The sequence below is a fragment of the Hohaiivirga grylli genome (assembly GCF_039655745.1).
In the GTDB taxonomy this organism is placed as follows: Bacteria; Pseudomonadota; Alphaproteobacteria; order Rhizobiales; family Beijerinckiaceae; genus Hohaiivirga; species Hohaiivirga grylli.
In genome coordinates this window covers 340,603-362,049 of record NZ_JBBYXI010000003.1, presented here as the reverse complement: position 1 = coordinate 362,049, position 21,447 = coordinate 340,603, and the positions used below count along the sequence as shown (strand labels likewise).

Here is a 21,447-nt window from a genome sequence, read left to right as displayed (position 1 = left end):
CCTCTCAGCTGCCCTTTTAAATTTAAGACTATGTCATTTTACTTCAGTGGCAGAGCAACGAAGCGGACTTCGCCCTGACCGTTCGCCAGCAGAAGAAGCACAGACTTCTTGCCACTCTTCTTTACGGCTTCGATACGTTTGCCAACATCAGCTGGAGAAGAAACAGCTTCCTGACCAACTTCGACAATGATGTCGCCCGGACGGATTGGCTTGTCAGCAGCCACTGAATCATCTGAAATCTGAGTGATCAGAACACCTTTGACATCATCCTTGATGTTGTAGCGGGCACGAAGTTCTACATTCAGAGCTGTCAGTTCAAGACCGAGTGTATCATTGACCTGTGGCTTAGCATCCTGCTTATCACCACCAGCAGCCTTCTCACCATCTTCGAGACGACCGAGCGTTACTTTCTTGGTCTCTTCCTTACCTTTGCGAACAACAACAACATCGACAGCTTTACCAACCGGTGTTGCAGCAACCAGACGTGGCAGATCACGGATATCTTTTACATCCTTGCCATCAAAGCGGACGATGACATCACCAACTTCAATGCCAGCTGGTTTTGCAGGTCCCTTGTCTTCAACGCCAGCAATGAGAGCACCCTTTGCCTTGTCGAGACCAAGAGCCTCAGCCGTTGCTTCATCAACATTCTGAATACGAACACCGAGCCAGCCGCGACGGGTTTCACCGAATTCACGGAGCTGTTCAACAACTGGCATAGCCTGAGCTGTTGGAACGGCAAAACCAATACCAACTGAACCACCTGATGGGGACAGAATAGCAGTATTGATACCGACAACATCACCATCTGCATTGAACAGAGGACCACCGGAGTTGCCCTTGTTGATGGCTGCGTCTGTCTGGATATAGTCATCATAGCTGCCGGAACCGATATCACGGCCACGGGCAGAAACGATACCAGCGGTCACACTTCCGCCGAGGCCAAATGGATTACCGATTGCAATCACCCAGTCACCAGCACGCAGCTTGTCGGAATCACCAAACTTTACGAAGGGAAGCGGCTTATCTGATTTAACTTTCAGAACGGCCAGATCAACCTTCGAGTCTTTACCGACGATTTCAGCTTTCAGGCGTGTACCATCATGTAGAATAACTGTGATGTCATTGGCATCACCGATCACGTGGTTATTGGTCACAACGATACCAGAGGCATCAATGATGAAGCCCGAACCAAGTGAATTTGAACGGCGTGGACGCATGCCCTCACCCATTCCACGGCGCTTGAAGAACTCTTCAAACAAATCGTCAAATGGTGTTCCACGCGGCATTTGCGGCATGGAAAACTTCTTGCTTTCACTCTTGTTATCAACGGTTGTTGAAGCCGAGATATTAACAACAGCCGGCATAACCTTTTCTGCCAGATCAGCAAAAGACTCAGGCCCACTGCGTGCAAAAGCAACACCAGAGCTGAGTGTGATCATGAAAGCCATAGCAATGGCAAAAGCCTGTTTTGCAAGTAAACGGCTTGAACGTGTCGGATAATCCAGAAGTCGAGACATCTGCGTTCCTTCTTACTTAAAATAAATTAATTACGGCTGCGTAATTCACGCTAGCCGAATATTCTATTCTCATCACGTGTTATTATTTGTCTTTAGAACAACTTTGCAAGTTAAAGACTTGTAATATTACGTACAGCTGGTGGAAAGCATAACGTATTCAGCTACGAGAGATCCGTGTTTCATAAGCTTTTAACGGCATACACGATAGCGACACCAATAATTGCTCCGATTATTCCAGCATAACGAAGCTGGTCGGCCGGCGTATGCGACACCACACGCATAGAGCGTTTGGTAATCATAGGGAAAGCTGCAAATAAAATACCCTCGATCACCAGAACGAGACCGAGGGCAGTCAGTAAATCCATCATAGCTTAAGCGATATGCTCGCAGGCCAGCTTATTGGCCGGCTGCAGGTGCAGGCTGTGCTGGAACAGGTTTTGGAGTGGCAGGCTTACCACCACCCTTTGGATCGCGGAAATACCGGAAGAATTCAGAATCCGGACTCAGAACCATGTTGGTTTTATCGGCAGTAAAGCCTGCCTGATAGGCCTGCATTGAACGGATAAAGTTAAAGAACTCGGCATCCTGACCAAAAGCTTCAGCAAGAATACGGTTCTTCTCGGCATCGCCCTGACCACGCAGTTCCTGAGACTGGCGGTTAGCTTCAGCGATGATAACCGTTGCATCGCGCTGAGCTTTCGCCCGAATAATCTGAGCTTTCTGATCACCCTGAGCACGGATATCCGCAGCTTCACGACGACGCTCAGACACCATTCGTTCAAACACAGCCTTACTGTTGTCAGTTGGCAGATCAACGCGTGTCAAACGCATGTCCACGATGCGAACACCAATGGAAGCAGCTTCCATCTTCATCTGATCCTGAATGTTCTTCATCAGGTTTGAGCGGTTTGTCCGCACAATCGCATCACGTGAAGAACTTGCAAGAATCTGACGCATGGCAGAGTTCGCAAATCCTGTCAGCAAATGCTTCGCACGATCCATATTCGTTGCACCCTGATAGAACTTCAGAGGATCCGTAATCTGGAAGCGAACGAATGCATCAACATCAAGATACTGACGGTCAATCGAGAGAATATTCTGCAATGGCAGAGCCAGACTCATGACACGTTTTTCAAAGAAGTGAACGTTATCGATGAATGGCATCTTGAAGTGTAGACCTGGGTTTGTTGCTGTTGCACGAACAGCGTTAAACCGCAGAACGAGTGCGTATTCCGTCTGGCGTACAACATAGACGGAGTTGATGCCAATGAAGCCAAGAATAACAAGAGCAATCAGGGCAATCCCGGGAATTGTTGAGTTTCTCATGGTTCGCTCCTTACTTGCGTGCGTCCGGCTGGGCTAGTGGCAGCAATGGAAGAACCCCTGCACCCTGAGCTTTCTGATCAAGAATGACCTTGTTTGAATCTTTCAGAACATTTTCCATGGTCTCAAGGAAAATACGCTGACGGATGATATCCGGAGCTGTTGCATAGGCAGCATAGAGATCTTTGAAGTAAACGGCCTGACCGGTACCTTCTGCAACCATCTGCGCTTTGTAACCTTCTGCTTTCTGAATAATCTCAGCTGCTTCACCGCGTGCTTTTGGCACGATCTGGCTGGCGTCACGTTCTGCATCGTTCTGTGCACGAACGGCATCCTGCTGCGCAGCGTTCACATCCATGAAGGCTTCACGGACCTGTGCCGGTGGTACCGCAGCACTGACCTGAACAGCACGAACAAGAATACCGGCACCATAGCTATCAAGAGCCTGCTGAATGGTATCCTGAACCTTCTGGGCTGTGGCACTCTGATCAGTCGTTGTAATGATTGACTGAATGTTGCTGCGGCCAATAACTTCACGCATGGCACTTTCAGCAACAACCTTTACGGTTTCTGCCGGGTCTGCCAACGTAAATGTGTATTTATCAACATTCGCAGAATCAACCTGCCAGATAACGAAGAACGAAACATCGACGATGTTTTCGTCACCAGTCAGCATCAGGCTTTCACCAAGTGTATTACGCTGATCACGGTTACCCAGACCAATCTCAGTCCGGCGCTGTGTCGTCACGTCCTGCTTGATAACCTGACCAATAGGATACGGCAGGTTATAGTTCAGACCTTCACCTGTAGAGCCAGTGTAACGGCCAAAAATCATGTTTACGCCCATTTCAGTCGGGCGAACGGTATAAATACCTGTCAGCAGCCAGACAACAACAGCTGCTAAAACGATAAACAAAGCGCCTTTGCCACCCAGAGATGGCTTTGCAGGGGTGCCGCCATTACGGCCGCCACCGCTACCGCCGAAAATATTTTTCAGCTTATCCTGACTTTGACGAATAAGTTCTTCCAGATTAGGTGGCTGATTGTTATTACCGCCTCCACCATTATTACCGCCATTGCCTCCGGATCCCCAAGGGGTCTTATCCCCTTTATCTGATCCGCCTTTTTGGCCCCAAGGGCCACCGCTTTGGTTACTCCAAGGCATCTATCGCCGTTCCTCATCCGTTAGTGTGCAAGGCATAAGCCTATGCCGCAATGGCATGAAACTGGTCTTCAGCATATGAGCCTTTTGACGGGTCATCTACCGAATGTTTACGCTTGAAAGACTTGTCCTAGTTTTGAATCTTATCTTTCAAGCATTTACACCTAATGTGCAAGTGGGGAATCCTGAACCGGAATTCAAGATTTAGTGAAGTTATTTCGTACAAGCCCGACAAACGAAAAGTCATATTCGTCACCGTCAGAAGCTTTATGCTCTTCACGGTAGCTTTCTGAAAACTGCTCGCGATCAAATTCCGGGAAACGCGTATCACCTTCAGGTGTTGCATGAACTTCTGTCAGATGAATGGCCTGAACATCGGGCAAAGACAGGGCATAAATCTCTGCACCACCGACAATAGCAATGCCGTCTGCCCCCATTTGCCGACCAGCATCCTGAGCAAGAATAACTGCCTTTTCCCAGCTGTCAGCGGTTTCAACGCCTAATGGGCGCACCTCATCCGCGAAGCCTGCGTCTCTCGTGAGCACAATTGTTGTGCGCCCTGGCAATGGTTTACCGATCGATTGATAAGTCTTGCGTCCCATAATCATGGGTTTGCCAAGGGTTAGTTCCTTGAAGTGCTTCAAGTCACTTTTAATATGCCATATCAGCTGGTTGTCGCTACCAATGATACCGTTGTCAGCAGCGGCAACAACGATAAAGAGCGGCAAAGTCATATATCTGTTCCTATTTAAATTAAGGATGCACCTCTTAGAGACGCAGAATATTATACTGCAATCGGCGCCTTAATGACCGGATGCGGATCATATCCTTCAATTTCAATATCTTCGAATTTGAAATCAAACAGGTTCTTCACATCCGGATTTAACCTGAGAGTAGGCAAAGGCCGGAAATCACGGCTCAATTGCAGTTTCGTCTGCTCAAGATGATTGATGTAAAGATGGGCATCGCCAAAAGAGTGAACGAAATCACCAACACCCAAGCCAACTGATTGAGCAATCATATGGGTCAGCAGAGCGTAAGACGCGATATTAAAAGGCACGCCGAGAAAGACGTCTGCCGAACGCTGGTAAAGCTGACATGACAGCTTGCCATCAGCCACATAAAACTGGAACAGGCAGTGACACGGAGCAAGCGCCATTTTGTCCAGATCAGCGGGGTTCCACGCTGAAACGACAAGACGGCGGGAATCCGGATTGTTGCGGATTTCATTTAAAACCCAGCTTATCTGGTCAACAGTGCCGCCATCAGGCTTTGCCCATGACCGCCACTGCTTGCCATATACCGGGCCAAGATTGCCTTGCTCATCGGCCCATTCATCCCAGATAGTGACATTGTTATCCGTGAGATAACCAATGTTTGTATCACCTTTGAGGAACCATAAAAGCTCATGAATGATTGAGCGAAGATGCAGTTTCTTGGTTGTCACCAGCGGAAAACCGTCGTTCAGATTAAAACGCATCTGATGGCCGAAAACAGATATTGTTCCTGTCCCGGTCCGGTCTGTTTTGCGAACGCCCTCGTCCAGAATGCGCTCAAGCAACTGATGATATTGTTGCATAATCTCTTTTCCGCTGCATCGGCAGCGAATCTCCATAAACTTATAATGAACCCATAAACAGATAGAATGCCAATGGCCCAACAGCAAGCCCGCGAAGGAATTTGTCAGGACTATTCCCCGGCCTGTTATCGTTTTCACGGACTAAATTTGTATTCTGTGCCTTTCGCCCTTTCCATTGGCGCTGGGGGCTATTATATTGAAGGGGTCAGCTTTCGGGCTGACTATGGCGATAAATGGTCATCGTAATAAACCTATCGGACCCGGGGGCGGTACCCGGCGCCTCCACCAAAGCCCATAAGATTAAATGGGTTTTGGCGGGGGCGAAATAGGATCGACGAGGGTGTAAAGGGTGTGCTTTTGCCCGGCATTGTACCACCGTTATCGGGCTAACCAATAGTTGCAAACGACAACTATGCTCCGGCTGCAGTTGCTGCGTAAGCGGTACCTAAAGTCGATTCAAAGTCCTAGCGGGTTGCACCGTTAGGCGGGGCTCGGAGGCGCCTGGCAACAGAAGCCTCCACTTTAATTATCAGGCACTTTTAGAATCGCGGGGACTTTTTATGGCAACAGACCTGATACGCTACGACCTTCTCGTTCAGGATGCACTGAAGGGTGTCGTTCGCAAGGTTCTTTCTGATGCTGCAAAAAATGGCCTGCCCGGCGATCACCACTTTTATGTGTCTTTCTATACTGGCCATCCTGGCGTTCATATTTCCAGCAGATTGCTTGAAAAGTACCCACAGGAAATGACGATTGTCGTACAACATCAGTTCTGGGATCTGCATGTTGGCGAAAATGCTTTTGAGATTGGCCTTTCCTTCTCAAATATTCCAGAACGGCTACACATTCCTTATGATGCCCTGACCGGCTTCTTTGACCCATCCGTACAGTTTGGTCTCAAGTTTAACAATGATGACGATGAGCTTGAGGATGATGAAGGCGAGAGCGCCGAAACAATTCAGCTCGAAACCGAATTTGCCCGCCGCCTCCAGCAGGAAAAAGAGAACGCTTCAACCAAAAGTGATAAAGAAACAATCGCTCAGTCAGAGACTGATGGTGAGAAGGTAAAGGAAGAAGCGGATAAAGATGCTTCAAAAGCCGATGCTGAAGTAATCAGCCTTGACGCTTTCCGCAAGAAATAAGCTTAGACAAAAGACTAGTCTTTTCAACCATAAGGAGCTGGCCTTTATCAGATCAAAGGCGGCAAACGCATTGTAATGCATGGACTAGAGGCTCTCTCACCCATATTTAGCGGGTGAGAACAAGACTGCTTTCCATGACAAAACACGTCAAAAGAAACCCTTATGATACTAGTCATCAGATGATGACGGGGGTACAAGCCCATAACCTGATTGAAGTAATCAGCACAGCCTGTTCAGGGCTTGGGGGTTGATAGAGCAATCGATGCGATATCAACGCCGTTTGTTACGGAGAGGAAATCATGTCGTCTGCAATGCGTACTGAAACTGATACGTTCGGCCCAATCGAAGTTCCCAGCGATCACTACTGGGGTGCACAGACCCAGCGTTCACTTCAAAACTTCAAAATTGGCGGCGAAAAGATGCCCCAGCCTTTGATCCGCGCCCTTGCCCTCGTCAAGCAAGCCGCAGCTGAGGTCAATGCTGAAAGTGGCAACCTTGACCCAAATCTTGCCAAGACAATTTCTGAGGTTGCAGCGCAAATTGTTAAGGGTGAATACGCTGATGAGTTTCCACTTGTTATCTGGCAGACAGGTTCTGGTACTCAGACAAATATGAACGTCAACGAGGTTATCTCTAACCTTGCAAACCTGAAGCTGGGCGGAGAGCTTGGCTCCAAGAAGCCTGTTCACCCGAATGATCACGTCAATCGCTCACAGTCTTCAAATGACGTTTTCCCAACAGCAATGCACATCGCTGTTGCCCGCGAAATCAGTGAACAGCTTATCCCTGCCCTGAAGCATCTGCATAAGTCTCTTGATAAGAAGGCAAAGGAATTTGCCAAGATCATCAAGATCGGCCGTACACATACACAGGATGCAACCCCCGTCACTCTGGGACAGGAATTCTCAGGTTATGTGAAGCAGGTTGAATTCGGCATTCAGCGTATTGAAGAAGCACTTCCCAGCATTTTAGCGCTCGCTCAAGGCGGTACAGCCGTTGGAACGGGCCTCAATGCCCCGGTTGGCTTTGCCGAGAAATTTGCAGAACGCGTTGCCAAGCTCACAGGTCTACCATTCGTTACAGCACCAAACAAGTTTGAAGCTCTTGCCTGTAATGATGGTCTGGTTTTTGTACATGGTGCTCTGGCCAGCCTTGCCTCTGGTCTGTTCAAGATCGCCAATGATATCCGTTTCCTTGGTTCCGGCCCACGCTCCGGCCTTGGTGAATTGTCCTTGCCAGAGAATGAGCCAGGCTCATCGATCATGCCGGGTAAGGTCAATCCAACCCAGTGTGAAGCTTTGACCATGGTCTGCACACAGGTTGCCGGTAACAATGCAACGATCATGTTTGCCGGAAGTCAGGGCCACTTTGAACTGAACGTCTTCCGTCCTGTCATGGTCAATGCTGCTCTGCAATCAATCCGTATTCTCGGCGATGCCGCCATCAGCTTTGCTGATCACTGTGTTGAAGGCATTGAAGCGAATACAGACCGGATTGAAGAACTTCTTGAACGGTCCCTCATGCTGGTGACAGCTCTTGCACCATCAATTGGCTACGATAATGCAGCCAAGATTGCCAAGACAGCTCACAAGAATGGAACCACATTACGCGAAGAAGCTATCAAATCCGGTTTTGTCTCTGCAGAAGACTTTGACAAAGTCGTCCGTCCGGAAGATATGCTTGGTCCGAAGTAATAGCATTCAGCGGGAGGGCACCAGCCCTCCCCTATCTAAGTTAAAGAAATGGCTGAGATCATAAATCTGCGTCAGGTACGCAAAAGAAAAGAAAAAACTGAAAAAGAAGCGAAAGCTGAGCAAAACCGCATTCTTTTTGGAAGAACCAAAGCTGAGCGTGAAAAAGCTAAACTTCTGGAAGAAAAAGCAGCCAAGTTTATTGATGGTCATAAGCGTGAAGATAAGGGTGACAAATGAAGGGTGCCCATATCGTTAAGCACTCAATCTCAATTGCCGGCCACCAGACCAGCTTCTCTCTGGAAGAAATCTTCTGGAATGCTCTTAAGTCAATCTCGGAAGAGCGGAACATTTCTGTTCGGGCTTTGATTTCACAAATAGATTCCAGCCGTGGTGAACAAAACCTCTCATCTGCCATCCGGGTTTACGTTCTGGAAAATCTCAAACAGAAATTAGAGACAGCACAACAGTCTGAGAAATAAAACGGCCTCATAAGAGGCCATTCTGCGTATACTTATTTTTCCTGCCAGGTCACAATCTTACCCGGATTCATGATATTCAGCGGGTCAATGGCCTTCTTGATTGTCAGCATCAGATCAAGTGCCTCCCGGCCATATTCAATTTCAAGATACTTCCGCTTTTCCTGCCCGATGCCATGCTCACCCGTACAGGTGCCCTCCATATCAATGGCACGATGAACCATGCGTTCCATGAAAGCTTTCATCCGGGCAACTTCATCAGCATCATCCATGTCAATCAGCAGATTAATATGGAAATTTCCATCACCCGCATGACCAAAAATTGGCCCAAGCAGATTGCTTTCATCAAGATCACGCCGTGTTTCATCAACACATTCTGCCAAGCGGGAAATCGGCACACAGATATCGGTCGGCACATCTTTGACACCGGGACGCAGCAGCTTAACAGCCCAGAATGCGTCATGACGTGCTTTCCAGAGCTTGGAGCGCTCTTCCGGCTTTACCGTCCATGAGAATGGGCCGCCTTCATATTCAGCTGCAATCTCACCAAATAACTCAGCCTGTTCTTTTACGCTGGGTTCAGTCCCATGAAATTCAAGCAGAAGTAATGGCGAGACAGGAAGATCAAGCTTTGAATAATCATTCAGAGATCGAACTGTGAACTCATCCATCAACTCCATACGGGCAACCGGAATTCCGTATTGAATGGCAGCAATGACCGCATCACAGGCATGTTTCACTGTTGGGAATGGGCATATTGCCGCCGAGATGGCCTCAGGCTGCCCATGCAGCTTAAGAACAATCTCGGTAATAATCCCCAGAGTTCCTTCTGAACCAACGAACAAACGTGTCAGATCATAACCAGCTGATGATTTCTTGGCTCGGCTTGCAGTTTTAACGATATCACCATTAGGCAGGACAACGGTCAGAGACAGGACATTGTCTTTCATCGTGCCATAGCGAACAGCATTTGTTCCCGAAGCACGTGTCCCAACCATACCGCCAATTGCAGCATTCGCACCGGGGTCAATCGGGAAGAACAATCCTTTATCCCTGAGATAATCATTCAGCTCTTCACGGGTTACACCGGGCTGAATACGGCAGTTTAAATCTTCAGCGTAGATATCAAGGATATTGTTCATACGGCTGGTATCAACACAGATACCACCATAAGGTGCATTCACATGCCCCTCGAAAGATGTCCCGGTTCCAAAGGGAATAACCGGAACGCGGTTAGCTGCACAGAGCTTAACAATGGAAGAAACCTCTTCCGTTGTTTCAGGATAAACGACCGCATCAGCCGGCTGAGGTTTCACCCATGTCGTAGTATTGGCGTGCTGCTCACGTACCGTCATATTGGTTGTCAGACGATCCCCAAACATTGTCTGGAGTTCACTAACGACAGTATTGATCCGATCAGCGGACGGTTTCTCGTGTACGTGATTCTGAGCAGCCATCATTTCGTCCTGACATTCCAGCTAAATTTACCATTAGGAGAAGCTGAGCTTAGCAGAGCTTTCTCCTAAACAGCAATCACGGAAAAATGTACAGAACGTCGCGCTCCTAAGATTATCTATTCGGAACTTCGTGCTGTCCGCCAACCTTCATCACCAGAGCCACCCAGCCATCCAGATCATAACGGCGCTGCAGATGGAAACCCTGAGCAGCATAGGCTGACAGAATACCTGCAACATCATTTGTCAGCAGTCCTGATAAAATCAGCGTAGCGTCCTTGCTCGCAACAAACGCCAGATCAGGTGCCAACATGCGCAGAGGCTTGGCAAGGATATTGGCCATGACAAGATCAAAGTGTCCTTGACGATGAGCTAACGGACTGCGTGTACCTGGCCCAACATAGAACTGAATCCATGGCGCAATACCATTGAGTTTGGCGTTCTCTTTGGCAACTTCAATAGCAATCGGGTCAATATCACCGGCAACAATTGGCTGACGCAAGGCCTTTGCAGCAGCAAAAGCAAGAATACCTGTGCCTGTGCCAACATCGAGAACATTTTTAGGTTTGCGTATCTTCAGTTCATCCCAAAGTGCCATCAGGCAGCTATGCGTTGTTCCATGGTGCCCAGTGCCAAAGGCAAGAGCAGCTTCAATCTCAATTGCCCAATCATTTTCCTGAACTTTATCGCGATCATGTGCACCATGAATGAGAAAGCGCCCGGCCCTGACAGGCACAAGCCCCTCAAGGGAGGCTGCAACCCAATCTTTCTGGTCAATCGTTGTGAAGACGGCCTGATCAGCTTCATCTCCAACATAAGGTCGGATCAAATCACGAATTGCGTTTTCATCAGGCTGACGAGAGAAATAAGCTTCAAACAACCAAGGGCCGTCATCTACCGTCTCAAAAGAGGCAACAGCAGTCTCGCCCGGATCAAAAACCTCACCCAGCAAATCCGTAATTGTCCGTGCAGCCTTTTCGGTCGTTGTCAGACGTAAGATGTGTGTCGGCCGAGCCGGTTGCAAACCTTCAAGCATAATCTTTTCTATTCCCAATTAACGAAATTTGATCTAACATTATAAGATTATAAATGTAACTGCCATTATTTTAGACTCTAAGGGGCATGAATTGCGTTTTAAAGATCAAATAATTCTGGCCTACATTTATTTCAGAAATTTTTTCCCCGCCATAATACTTGCGATCTTTGGCCTCATTGCTGTTATCACTATCCCTTACCTCAGATCATCTCCTGAAGACAACCGCTGTGGTGATAATCTGGAGCAGGTAGAAACAGAACTTTTGCGAACAATGCAAAGAATGGGCACCTTTGGCGGAACTCAATCCCAGCCGCTGTCTGAGACCTGTAGCGCTTATAGAGATTTTCTTAATCTCGCAGCAAACTCATACCCTTATCTGAAACGCTGTGGCCACTCAGATAAAGTTGGCGGTTTTTCTTCAGAGTTTTTTACGCTTCGTATCAAAAAAGCCAGTGAATTCATCAATAACAACTGCAGGTAATAAGTCTTCAGGCAACTGCCGCCACATGGTCTATTGTGGGATGCTCAGGATTTGAGAGAATATAACTCAATGTATTGACACTGTTGATCATCCGGTCACAGGTATCCAGAAAACTGAGAGCAAGGAAGTCCTTGTCATCACCATTCTGCTCCAGCTCAAGCACAAGATTTCGATAACATTTTCTCAAGTCAATCAGCATAACTGGAGCACGGTTCTCGCGTACGGCATGTGACATCTCCATCATTGCCTGCACAATAATATCTCCCAGTTCACGGGCATGTGGCGCCTTGAGAATATGTTTATCCGGGTGATCATCCATGGCAGCCTCAAATGCAAGGGCCGCCCGCGTGTACAGCAATGATGTTGCAAAGATCGACTCTGCCCGTTTAACCCGCTCAATATTATTGGGCTCATTACGCAGGCGCTCAAGGGACGCAATGACGTTGGTTCGCCGATAGCGGGCTGTAACGCGCGCTTCATAGCATAACCTGTCATCATCAAACAAAACGGCCTGGAAATACTGACTGTAGGCTGCAAGCATATCGGCAATCATACCACGCTCCCTGCCCCGCTCCCAAGTCGGCCATAACAGATAGGTTACAATTGCGACCAGAGACCCCAACAGGGTGCATAAACCACGATCAATAATCGCCTCTTCTGGTGGGAAGCCTTCCAGAGATAAAAGCAAGACAACCACAGCCGTCAGAAGACTGATGGCAATGCCATAATGAATCGTGACCATACGACGGAATGCAAAATATAATATCCCAATCAGTACAACAATCTGGAGAGGGCCTGTAAATCCAAGTGCCATAATAGCCGTCGCAACAATTGCTCCAAGGAAAGTGCCTAATGTCCTTAAAAGGCCGAAACTGAATGTATTTCCAAATTCAGGTTTCAGAACAACCGCTGTTGTCATTGGGAGCCAGTAGCCTTGTGGCAGATCGAAGTAAACATAAACTGCAACAGCGGCCAGCATACATACAACACAGCGAATAGCGTGGCGGAAAGCAACGGATGACCATGACAGGTTCGCACGCAGAATGCTGATTGGATCACCGGTCTGAAGGCTACGAGGCAGCTGAGCTTCTTTCAACTGCGCACGTTCTTCACCAAGACTGCCCGCATAATTTGAATTTCGAACAGCAGCACGCAGCTGCCCCGACAAGCCAAGAGCACGCGCATCTGCAATATGTCGCGCACTCCATTGCTGAACATCACCTGTTGTCTGGCATGTCTGATCAAATTTACGAACAGCTTCTTCAAACGCTTTCAATGCCACTTCTGCAGCCTGAGGCGGACGTGCCCGATACAGAGCTACTGAGATACCACGCAGAACAATAGCTGCCTGTTTCAAAACTTCCTGCAAATCAGGACAATCAAGACGACTGCGCTGATCAAGCAGAACCAGAATTTCCATACGGATACGTTCAGCCAATTGTGTCAGAACATAAAAAGCTTCCATCGCCCGGCCATTGGCATGATGTTTGCCAAGAAGAAGATCCTGCACATCATTCAGCGCTTCGGTTACCGGAAGAGCTGACATCGTAGAGGAGCGGTCACGGGCAAGTTCAGATAATTGGCGATAGACATCGGCAACTGCCATTCGCTCAGGCCGATATCGCAAAAGCGGCCAGGCCATAATGGCAAATAAAGTTGCAATACACCCACCCGCAAAGAAGAGACCTGCAGCCCCTAAAGCATCCCAGAAGGGAGTGGGACGAGTAGATGTAATAACCAGAACCACCAGCGCCCCTGAGCCGACCTGTGCTGCTGCCGGTCCAAGACAGACCAGCATGGCGCAACCAAATGCCCAAAAAGCGATAACGGGCATAATCAGCCACTCATATGCCCCCAGAGAAAAGCCGGCAAAAGCTGATATCGCAACACCGAGTGAAGCAAATAACATTCGCTCCAGCCGCAACTTATATGGCCCCGGTCGATCAGAGAAAACAACATTCATTGCGCCCGATGCGATAGCCATACCAATGACAGGATGTCCCAGCGCGATACATATGCCTAAGGGAAGGACGATACTCAGACTATTGCGCAAGGCAATATTGCTCGGCACGATCGGCCGTTTCCACTGAAACAGCATACGACCGACAATGCTATCCTTTAATATGCTGACAAAACTGGACATGTAAGCGGAAACAAAAACAAATGCTGGCCCAAGAGATGAACGCCAGCTTAGACGCTATCCATGTAACCAAATTACGGCTGAAGAATGTTGAACTGCTTACCTTAAATACAGAAACATTATGAACCTGATCTTAATGGTCTGGTTCAGTTTTAAATATAAGCAACACAGCTGTGCATAGTAATCTCGTTCAAAAACTTGACTTAACAGGACAATTTTGGTCGAAACTATTCCCATGACCCGTGAACTTGCAATCGTTCTTCTGCTCCTTTGTGCAGCTATCATTATGTTTGCCCGCAACAAACCTCGTATGGATGTTGTGGCACTTATCATGATTGCTGCCCTGCCATTATTCGGCATTCTGACAATCGATGAAGCGCTTGCAGGATTTTCAGACAAGAATGTTATTCTTATTGCACTGCTCTTTGTCATAGGTGACGGTCTTGTCAGAACAGGTATTGCCCAACGCGTAGGTGACTGGCTTGTCGCTAAGGCAGGCAGGCAGGAAACACGCCTGATTCCCCTTCTGATGCTACTTGTTGCGGGTTTTGGCTGTTTCATGAGCTCGACAGGTGTCGTTGCCATTTTCATACCGATCGTCCTGCGAATGTGCCAGAACGCCAATATCGCAGCCAGCCGACTGATGATGCCGCTTGCATTTGCGGCACTCATGAGCGGTATGATGACATTAGTTGCGACACCTCCAAACCTTATTGTTCATGGGGAACTTGTCAGACGCGGTCTTGAAGGTTTCAGTTTCTTCAGTTTTACACCGTTTGGCCTGCCTATCCTTATAATCGCTATTCTTTATATGCTTGCCACCCGCAACCTGTTTGGCAAGCGGGCAACATCCAGCTCCCAACCACAACGCCCTCACCTAGCATCATGGGTTGAAGAATACGCACTCAACAATCGAGAAGCACGCCTTCGCGTTCTTCCAAAATCAACACTGATTGGTAAAACGCTGGAAGAGCTTGATCTCCGTGCGACGGCTGGTATCAATATTCTCTCAATTGAGCGTAGCAGAACCTTTGGTCGCAAACTGGTCATTCCTCGCCGCGATACGCAGTTGAATGAAGGTGACATCATATTACTTGATGTCACAAATATTCCGTCCAATGCTGAAGAACTGTGTGAAATACATGGCTTACAGATTATGCCCCTTTCAGGAACATACTTTACCGACCGTTCTCAGGAAATTGGCATGGCAGAGGTTATGATCCCCGCCGCCTCACAGCTGATTGATAAAACTGTCGTAGAGGCACAGTTCAGAACTGAATATAATCTTGCTGTTGTTGGTCTGAAGCGTGGTCAAACCGCCTTTGAAGGTTCCATCAGTAATGAGCGTTTTCAGATTGGTGATACCCTGCTGGTTATCGGCCCTTGGCGGTATATCAACAGATTGAAAGATGAGTTCCAGAATCTTCTGTTGCTTAATTTGCCTGAAGAAGTGGATCAGGTCATTCCAATACCCGCACGTGCGCCACACGCACTGATTGTGCTTGGACTTGTTATATTTTTGCTGATTACCAACGTCATTCCCAATGTTTTAGCGGCCCTGATCGGCTGCCTTCTGCTTGGATTATTTCGTTGTATTACAATGGATGCCGCTTATCGCTCAATCCACTGGCCGAGCCTTATACTGATTGTCGGAATGCTTCCCTTTGCGCTGGCACTCCAGAAAACCGGCGGCGTAACGATTGCAGCAAATGCTCTGCTTGAGATTGTTGGCGATAGCAGCCCACGTATCGTGCTGATTGGCCTGTTCGCGGCAACCGCAATCCTTGGTCTGTTTATCTCGAATACAGCAACGGCTGTACTTATGGCACCAGTTGCCCTTGCACTGGCTGACGGGTTGAGCGCTTCTCCTTACCCCTTTGCAATGACTGTCGCTCTGGCAGCTTCGGCAGCATTCATGACCCCTGTTTCATCACCGGTGAATACACTGGTCATCGGACCGGGTAATTACACATTTTTTGACTTTGTAAAAATCGGTGTCCCGATGACATTGGCTACGATGATTATCACTGTTTTTCTCGTGCCAATTCTCTTGCCATTCTAATCAGGCATTCTTTTGAAGAAAGCTTTCGAGCACCATTTTGCGACCTGCCTTGTCAAAATCGACGGTGATTTTATTTCCATCGACTCCCGCAACGGTTCCCGGGCCAAACTTCATATGGAAAGTGCGCTCTCCAATGGCGAATGAAGCATCACCACTATTATCAGAGCGGGCAATAACCTTACCTTCGATAATTGGGGCCCCACGTCCAGTGCTACTGTTCTGAGAACGGTAGCTCTGGTGATTATCACTCTTTTTGTTGTTATAGGCCTGCGCCCTCTGCCACCCGGGTGTCCCGTATGATGATGAGAAAGCCGGGGCATTATCAAAACGCGACTGATGCGAATAATGCGCTGGCGCATCCAGAACCTCAACAGATCCCTCTGGAAGTTCATCAATAAAGCGGCTTGGTACTGTTGAATTCCATAACCCGTGAATGCGTCGGTTAGAGGCAAAATAAATCTTGGCCCGACGCTTTGCTCGTGTCAGTCCAACGTGAGCAAGCCGACGCTCTTCTTCAAGACCTGCACGCCCACTCTCGTCCAGCGCTCGCTGGTTCGGGAATAATCCTTCTTCCCAGCCAGGCAAGAAAACCGTATCAAACTCAAGTCCCTTGGCCGCATGAAGCGTCATCAGGCTAACGCGGTCCTCGCCTTCTCCTTCATTCGCTTCCATTACAAGCGAGACATGCTCAAGAAAACTTTGCATGTCCGGAAACTCTTCCATGGAGCGAACGAATTCTTTCAGGTTCTCCAAACGGCCTGCCGCATCGGCAGTACGTTCTTTCTGCCACATCTCAGTATAGCCGGATTCTTCAAGAACGGTTTGAGCAACTTCAGACTGCGGCATCGTCTCTGCCATTTTCGCCCAGCGTGAGAATGATGTCAGAAGGTCACGCAATGACTGCCTTGGCTTTGGCCGCAGTTCATCTGTCTCAATCATCTGCCGGGCCGCTTCCATCAACGGCACACCCGTACTACGCGCATAGTTATGCAGCATCTGGATCGTTGCATCCCCAAGACCGCGCTTAGGAACATTAACAATACGCTCAAAGGCCAGATCATCGTAGAACGAATTTGTGCAGCGCAGATAGGCAAGCGCATCGCGGATTTCTGCACGCTCATAGAACCGGGGGCCGCCAATCACACGATATGGCACACCAAGTGTCACAAGCCGGTCTTCTATCTCACGCATCTGTGCTGAGACGCGTACGAGTACGGCAATTTCTGACAGAGCATGTTTACGGTTCTGCAGAACCTCAATTTCCTCACCGATTAATCTGGCTTCTTCTTCAGAATCCCACGCACCAGTTAAGGTGACTTTCTCACCATCTTCCTCTTCCGTCCGCAAAGTCTTGCCCAGACGGCTCTGGTTTTGCGCAATCAGGTGAGAGGCAGCCGACAGAATATAACCTGTCGAGCGGTAATTCCGCTCAAGGCGAACAACGGTTGCACCGGGAAAGTCATGCTCAAACCGAAGAATATTATCAACTTCAGCGCCACGCCAACCATAAATGGACTGGTCATCATCACCAACACAACAAATATTCTTCCGCGTCTGCGCCAGAAGTCTCAGCCAAAGATACTGGGCAACGTTTGTATCCTGATACTCATCAACCAGAATATAACGAAAACGCTCCTGATACTGTGCGAGAACATCGGGGTTTTCACGCCAGAGGCGCAGACATTCCAGTAGCAGATCACCAAAATCTGCAGCATTCAGTGTCTTCAGCCGCTCCTGATAAGCCTCATAGAGCTTTGCACCCTTGCCTTGTGCAAATATCCCAGCTTCACCCGGAGGAACCTGAGCAGGTGTCAGACCGCGGTTTTTCCAAGAATCAATAATGCTTGCCAGCTGACGGGCTGGCCACCGTTTCTCATCAATACGCTCAGCCTCAATAACCTGCTTCATCAGGCGCAACTGATCATCAACACCAAGGATTGTAAAATCAGAACGTAACCCAACAAGCTCAGCATGACGGCGCAGTATTTTTGTCCCGATCGCGTGAAATGTTCCAAGCCACTGCATTCCCTCTGCGACAGGCCCAATAAGGCCCGCAACACGCTCTTTCATTTCACGTGCAGCCTTATTGGTAAATGTCACAGACAAAATCTCGAATGGCCTTGCTTTTCCTGACGCAATAACATGAGCAATGCGGGTTGTCAGAACGCGTGTTTTACCGGTTCCGGCACCTGCCAGAACAAGAACGGGCCCATCCAATGTTTCAACGGCCCGACGCTGCTCTTCATTAAGATCCGTTAGATACCCCTGAACAGAGACAGACGCACGCGCACGTGCTGACAGCGAATTGTGTTTCGCTGCAGGTAATCCAAAATCATCAGAGAAAGGAGAAGAGTCATTCTTATTCATAAAAGAGAACATGAATCAAAATGCGTATAAGGTCGAGACAAAAAGATGTGTTTTCGCACGTTTCAACGCTATTCTCCCGATTTTTTCACACATGCCAGAGAAACAGCGTTATATTTATTCAGTAGGTCAGAAATAAGAGGAGACAGCCATGCGTGTCATATCTTCCATCGTTTGGATAAGCATGCTGGCCGTGACCACAACGGCTCATGCACAATATGAAGGTCGACAGGAGCAGCAATACCAACAATTAAACCGCTCCATTGGACAGAAACAGCAAAACATGCAGTTTCGCCAGCAAAACCAATTTGAAAACAATCAGCTGCAACAGAACATTCAGCGAAATCAGTTTTTTCAGCAGGCCCCTGTGCCAAGCCCTCAATTCCAGAGGCGTTAGTCGAACAAGAGTTCATTTCAAAAATAACGCCAGAAATACAAAAAGCCGCCTACTCGGCGACTTTACAAGGTGCCCCTTTTTTGGGCTTTATATGTATTATTATATCCCCCACGGGCTTTTATAACTTTTTATAACACACCCCCACGGGTTTAGTTCCCCCACGGGTCTTCACCTTTTACCAAGCTCCCCCCACGGGTCCTTAGCGTCGTCTTAGTGTTCTGAGTTCCCGCTGGCTTGTTTTTTATTACCCGCGAATCTCGGAAACTTTTTCTACTCTCTTTTTTTATTATCTTGTTATGTACACAACATATACATCTTTAGTTGTATTTGAGCTATATCAAATTCGTCATGATATGAATGCGCTCAGTGCATAACAATATTTTTTTCCACAAACAAACTTAAATCAAGTTATTATTTATAAAATCAAATTTTGTTTTTTGCCCCCTGTGTATAACTATATGTATATTTTTAAAATATGACTTAACTATGACGCAGAAAAAAAAGAAACTATATTTAAAATTACCATGATTTTAATTTCATATTATAAGATATACTTTAATTTTTTCAATTTATAGATGAGAAAAAAATTTTAAATAAAATAAACACGCCCGTAAATTCTCCATATTTTACATGTGAATATTATTTTTTTAGATGCCTTCTGCAAAATGAAAACTTGCCCTTCCAATTTATTTTGAGGGAAATCTTAATTTATAAAGTCTATAACATTCCCGTGAATTTATATTGAACCCTCGCATTCCTTAAAGAAACAAGGCCTTGCAATGTCATCTCAATTTCCTGCTGCTCATTTTCAGTCATTTTCTTCATCGTCTGATTCCTCAAAAAGCGCTTTACGCATTGAGGCCTTGCGTGAGTGGCTTAAACAAAATGGAGTTGATGGTGTCATTATTCCGCGTTCTGACGAACATCAGTCGGAGTATGTCCCTAAAAACTGCGAAAGACTTTCCTGGCTAACAGGATTTACAGGTTCGGCTGGAAATGCCGTTATTCTGGATGATAAGGCTGCAATCATCGTTGACGGGCGTTATACTATTCAGGCAGCCCAGCAGGTTGACCAGTCAGTAATCACGGTTATTCAGCTTGCAGAAATGACGGCAGAACAATGGATATCTGCCAATCTCACTGCTGGTAAAACATTTGCATATGATCCGTGGCTGCTGACAAAAGATGCCTCCAAGCGCTTAGAGGCGGCTGTAAAGAAGGCTGGAGGCAGACTCGTAACTCTGACGAGTAACCCAGTTGATCAAATCTGGGATGACAGACCGGCCGCCCCAAATACACCAGTTACAATTCACCCGATGATTTATGCTGGAGAAAGCGCCTCTGATAAACTCACAAGAATTCAGGCCTATCTGACAGAAGCCAAACTTGATTGCCTGATTATATCAGACCCACATAATCTTGCCTGGACATTCAATATTCGTGGGGGAGATGTCCCTCACACCCCGCTCAGCCTTGGTTATGCGTTCATTCCGGCAAGTGGTAAGGCTCAATTATTCATTTCCTCGTCTAAAATTAGCAAAGAGGTCCATCAGGAACTTTCAGCTCTTGCTTCCATTTCAGAGCCAGATGCGCTGCTAAAGGCAATAGATCAGTTAGGGCAACACAATGCACTTGTCCGGATTGATGCTGCAACAGGTGCCATTGCCTTATCTCAACGCCTTGAGGCTGCTGGTGGCATTGCAGATGTTAGTTCAGACCCCGTTACCCTGATGAAGGCAATTAAAAATACCACAGAAATTGCAGGTTCCAGAGCCGCCCATAAACGTGATGGTGTTGCCCTTACCCGTTTTCTTCACTGGCTAAGCACAACAGCACCGTCCGGCAACCTGACGGAGATTGACACTATCAATGCTCTGGAAAGCTTTCGCAGGGACACAGGCTGCCTGAAAGATGTCTCATTCACGACAATCGCAGGCGCAGGTGCTCATGCCGCCCTCCCCCATTATCGGGTGAGCTCTGAAAGCGACCAGCCATTGCGGATGAATGAAATTTATCTCGTAGATTCTGGTGCTCAATATGAAGATGGCACAACGGACATCACGCGCACACTCATCATTGGCAAACCCACAGCCGAGATGAAAGACAGGTATACCCGCGTTCTCAAAGGTCATATTGCTATTGCGTGTGCGGTTTTTCCAGCAGGCACCAGCGGCGCACAGATTGATATGCTTGCCCGCCAGCCTCTATGGGAGGCAGGCTTAGACTTTGATCACGGAACCGGGCATGGCATTGGCAGCTATCTTTCTGTCCATGAAGGCCCGCAGCGCCTGGCAAAAACCGGAACAACACCTCTTGAGGCCGGCATGATTCTGTCAAACGAGCCGGGCTATTACAAGGTTGATGCCTTCGGCATTCGGATTGAAAATCTTATTCTGGTTGAAGAACGTACAATTACGGGAGCAGAACGGCCAATGCTTGGTTTTGAAACATTGAGCTTCGCACCGATTGATCTTGCCCTCGTAGAGGCCTCTCTACTCACAGAGCAAGAAAAAGCATGGCTTAACGGCTATCATGACCGCGTCCGTGAAATTGTCGGTCCAGAGCTTGAGAAAGAAACTCGGGCATGGCTGGAAGAAGTAACGGCTGATATTTAAGC

Annotated in this window: 18 protein-coding genes and 1 other RNA gene; 9 read left to right on the top strand and 10 right to left on the bottom strand. The window is 47.8% G+C overall.

The genetic code is table 11. The annotated features are described in order from the left end of the window. Positions 1-38: 38 nt before the first annotated feature. From WJT86_RS09795 to WJT86_RS09770, 6 genes are all read right to left on the bottom strand, one after another. A complete protein-coding gene (locus WJT86_RS09795) occupies positions 39-1,520 on the bottom strand; it encodes a DegQ family serine endoprotease (RefSeq protein WP_407066942.1) in 1,482 nt (493 codons plus the stop codon). Between the two features lie 179 nt (positions 1,521-1,699). Next, the gene (locus WJT86_RS09790; RefSeq protein WP_346337380.1) at positions 1,700-1,888 is read right to left on the bottom strand and encodes a DUF2065 domain-containing protein; all 189 of its coding nucleotides are present in this window, start codon (positions 1,886-1,888) and stop codon (positions 1,700-1,702) included. A 28-nt stretch (positions 1,889-1,916) separates the two neighbouring features. After that, complete coding sequence (gene hflC, locus WJT86_RS09785) at positions 1,917-2,846, bottom strand: protease modulator HflC (protein WP_346337379.1); 930 nt, start codon at positions 2,844-2,846, stop codon at positions 1,917-1,919. Between the two features lie 10 nt (positions 2,847-2,856). Next, positions 2,857-4,008 carry an FtsH protease activity modulator HflK gene (gene hflK / locus WJT86_RS09780; RefSeq protein ID WP_346337378.1) on the bottom strand — a complete coding sequence of 384 codons (1,152 nt, stop codon included), beginning with the start codon at positions 4,006-4,008 and terminating at the stop codon, positions 2,857-2,859. Between the two features lie 194 nt (positions 4,009-4,202). Next, complete coding sequence (locus WJT86_RS09775) at positions 4,203-4,739, bottom strand: dihydrofolate reductase (RefSeq protein ID WP_346337377.1); 537 nt, start codon at positions 4,737-4,739, stop codon at positions 4,203-4,205. A gap of 50 nt (positions 4,740-4,789) precedes the next feature. Further along, entirely contained in the window at positions 4,790-5,584 is a 795-nt protein-coding gene (locus tag WJT86_RS09770) for a thymidylate synthase (protein ID WP_346337376.1), read from the bottom strand. A gap of 165 nt (positions 5,585-5,749) precedes the next feature. Between WJT86_RS09770 and ssrA the strand changes: the two genes are divergently transcribed. The 5 genes from ssrA (at position 5,750) to WJT86_RS09745 (ending at position 8,899) form a co-directional block, all read left to right on the top strand. Then, positions 5,750-6,106: a transfer-messenger RNA gene (ssrA, locus tag WJT86_RS09765) on the top strand. Between the two features lie 38 nt (positions 6,107-6,144). Continuing rightward, on the top strand, positions 6,145-6,726 hold the full coding sequence (locus tag WJT86_RS09760) for an SspB family protein (protein ID WP_346337375.1): 582 nt from the start codon (positions 6,145-6,147) through the stop codon (positions 6,724-6,726). Between the two features lie 299 nt (positions 6,727-7,025). Beyond that, positions 7,026-8,420, top strand: a complete 1,395-nt coding sequence (gene fumC, locus WJT86_RS09755) for a class II fumarate hydratase (protein WP_346337374.1) — start codon at positions 7,026-7,028, stop codon at positions 8,418-8,420. A gap of 48 nt (positions 8,421-8,468) precedes the next feature. Continuing rightward, complete coding sequence (locus tag WJT86_RS09750; RefSeq protein ID WP_346337373.1) at positions 8,469-8,657, top strand: DUF4169 family protein; 189 nt, start codon at positions 8,469-8,471, stop codon at positions 8,655-8,657. Beyond that, entirely contained in the window at positions 8,654-8,899 is a 246-nt protein-coding gene (locus tag WJT86_RS09745) for a ribbon-helix-helix domain-containing protein (RefSeq protein ID WP_346337372.1), read from the top strand. Before WJT86_RS09750 ends, WJT86_RS09745 begins: the two co-directional genes overlap by 4 nt. Positions 8,900-8,931: 32 nt before the next feature. Here the strand turns inward: WJT86_RS09745 and WJT86_RS09740 are convergent, their stop codons facing one another. Together WJT86_RS09740 and WJT86_RS09735 are read right to left on the bottom strand one after the other, a co-directional pair. Continuing rightward, positions 8,932-10,356, bottom strand: coding sequence for an FAD-binding oxidoreductase (locus WJT86_RS09740; RefSeq protein WP_407066941.1), 1,425 nt, complete (start codon positions 10,354-10,356; stop codon positions 8,932-8,934). Positions 10,357-10,465: 109 nt separating this feature from the next. After that, complete coding sequence (locus WJT86_RS09735) at positions 10,466-11,386, bottom strand: 50S ribosomal protein L11 methyltransferase (protein WP_346337370.1); 921 nt, start codon at positions 11,384-11,386, stop codon at positions 10,466-10,468. A gap of 91 nt (positions 11,387-11,477) precedes the next feature. Between WJT86_RS09735 and WJT86_RS09730 the strand changes: the two genes are divergently transcribed. Further along, positions 11,478-11,867, top strand: coding sequence for a hypothetical protein (locus tag WJT86_RS09730; RefSeq protein WP_346337369.1), 390 nt, complete (start codon positions 11,478-11,480; stop codon positions 11,865-11,867). A gap of 7 nt (positions 11,868-11,874) precedes the next feature. Here WJT86_RS09730 and WJT86_RS09725 read toward each other — a convergent pair whose 3' ends face one another. After that, on the bottom strand, positions 11,875-14,010 hold the full coding sequence (locus WJT86_RS09725; RefSeq protein ID WP_346337368.1) for an FUSC family protein: 2,136 nt from the start codon (positions 14,008-14,010) through the stop codon (positions 11,875-11,877). 214 nt (positions 14,011-14,224) lie between these two features. On the opposite strand from WJT86_RS09725, the gene WJT86_RS09720 reads away from it, so the two are divergent. Next, positions 14,225-16,069: an SLC13 family permease gene (locus WJT86_RS09720; RefSeq protein ID WP_346337367.1), complete on the top strand. Its 1,845-nt coding sequence runs from the start codon at positions 14,225-14,227 to the stop codon at positions 16,067-16,069. Here WJT86_RS09720 and WJT86_RS09715 read toward each other — a convergent pair whose 3' ends face one another. After that, a complete protein-coding gene (locus WJT86_RS09715) occupies positions 16,070-18,436 on the bottom strand; it encodes an ATP-dependent helicase (protein WP_346337366.1) in 2,367 nt (788 codons plus the stop codon). A gap of 148 nt (positions 18,437-18,584) precedes the next feature. On the opposite strand from WJT86_RS09715, the gene WJT86_RS09710 reads away from it, so the two are divergent. After that, complete coding sequence (locus tag WJT86_RS09710; RefSeq protein WP_346337365.1) at positions 18,585-18,830, top strand: hypothetical protein; 246 nt, start codon at positions 18,585-18,587, stop codon at positions 18,828-18,830. Between the two features lie 779 nt (positions 18,831-19,609). Next, positions 19,610-21,445: an aminopeptidase P family protein gene (locus WJT86_RS09705; protein WP_346337364.1), complete on the top strand. Its 1,836-nt coding sequence runs from the start codon at positions 19,610-19,612 to the stop codon at positions 21,443-21,445. Positions 21,446-21,447: the final 2 nt, after the last annotated feature.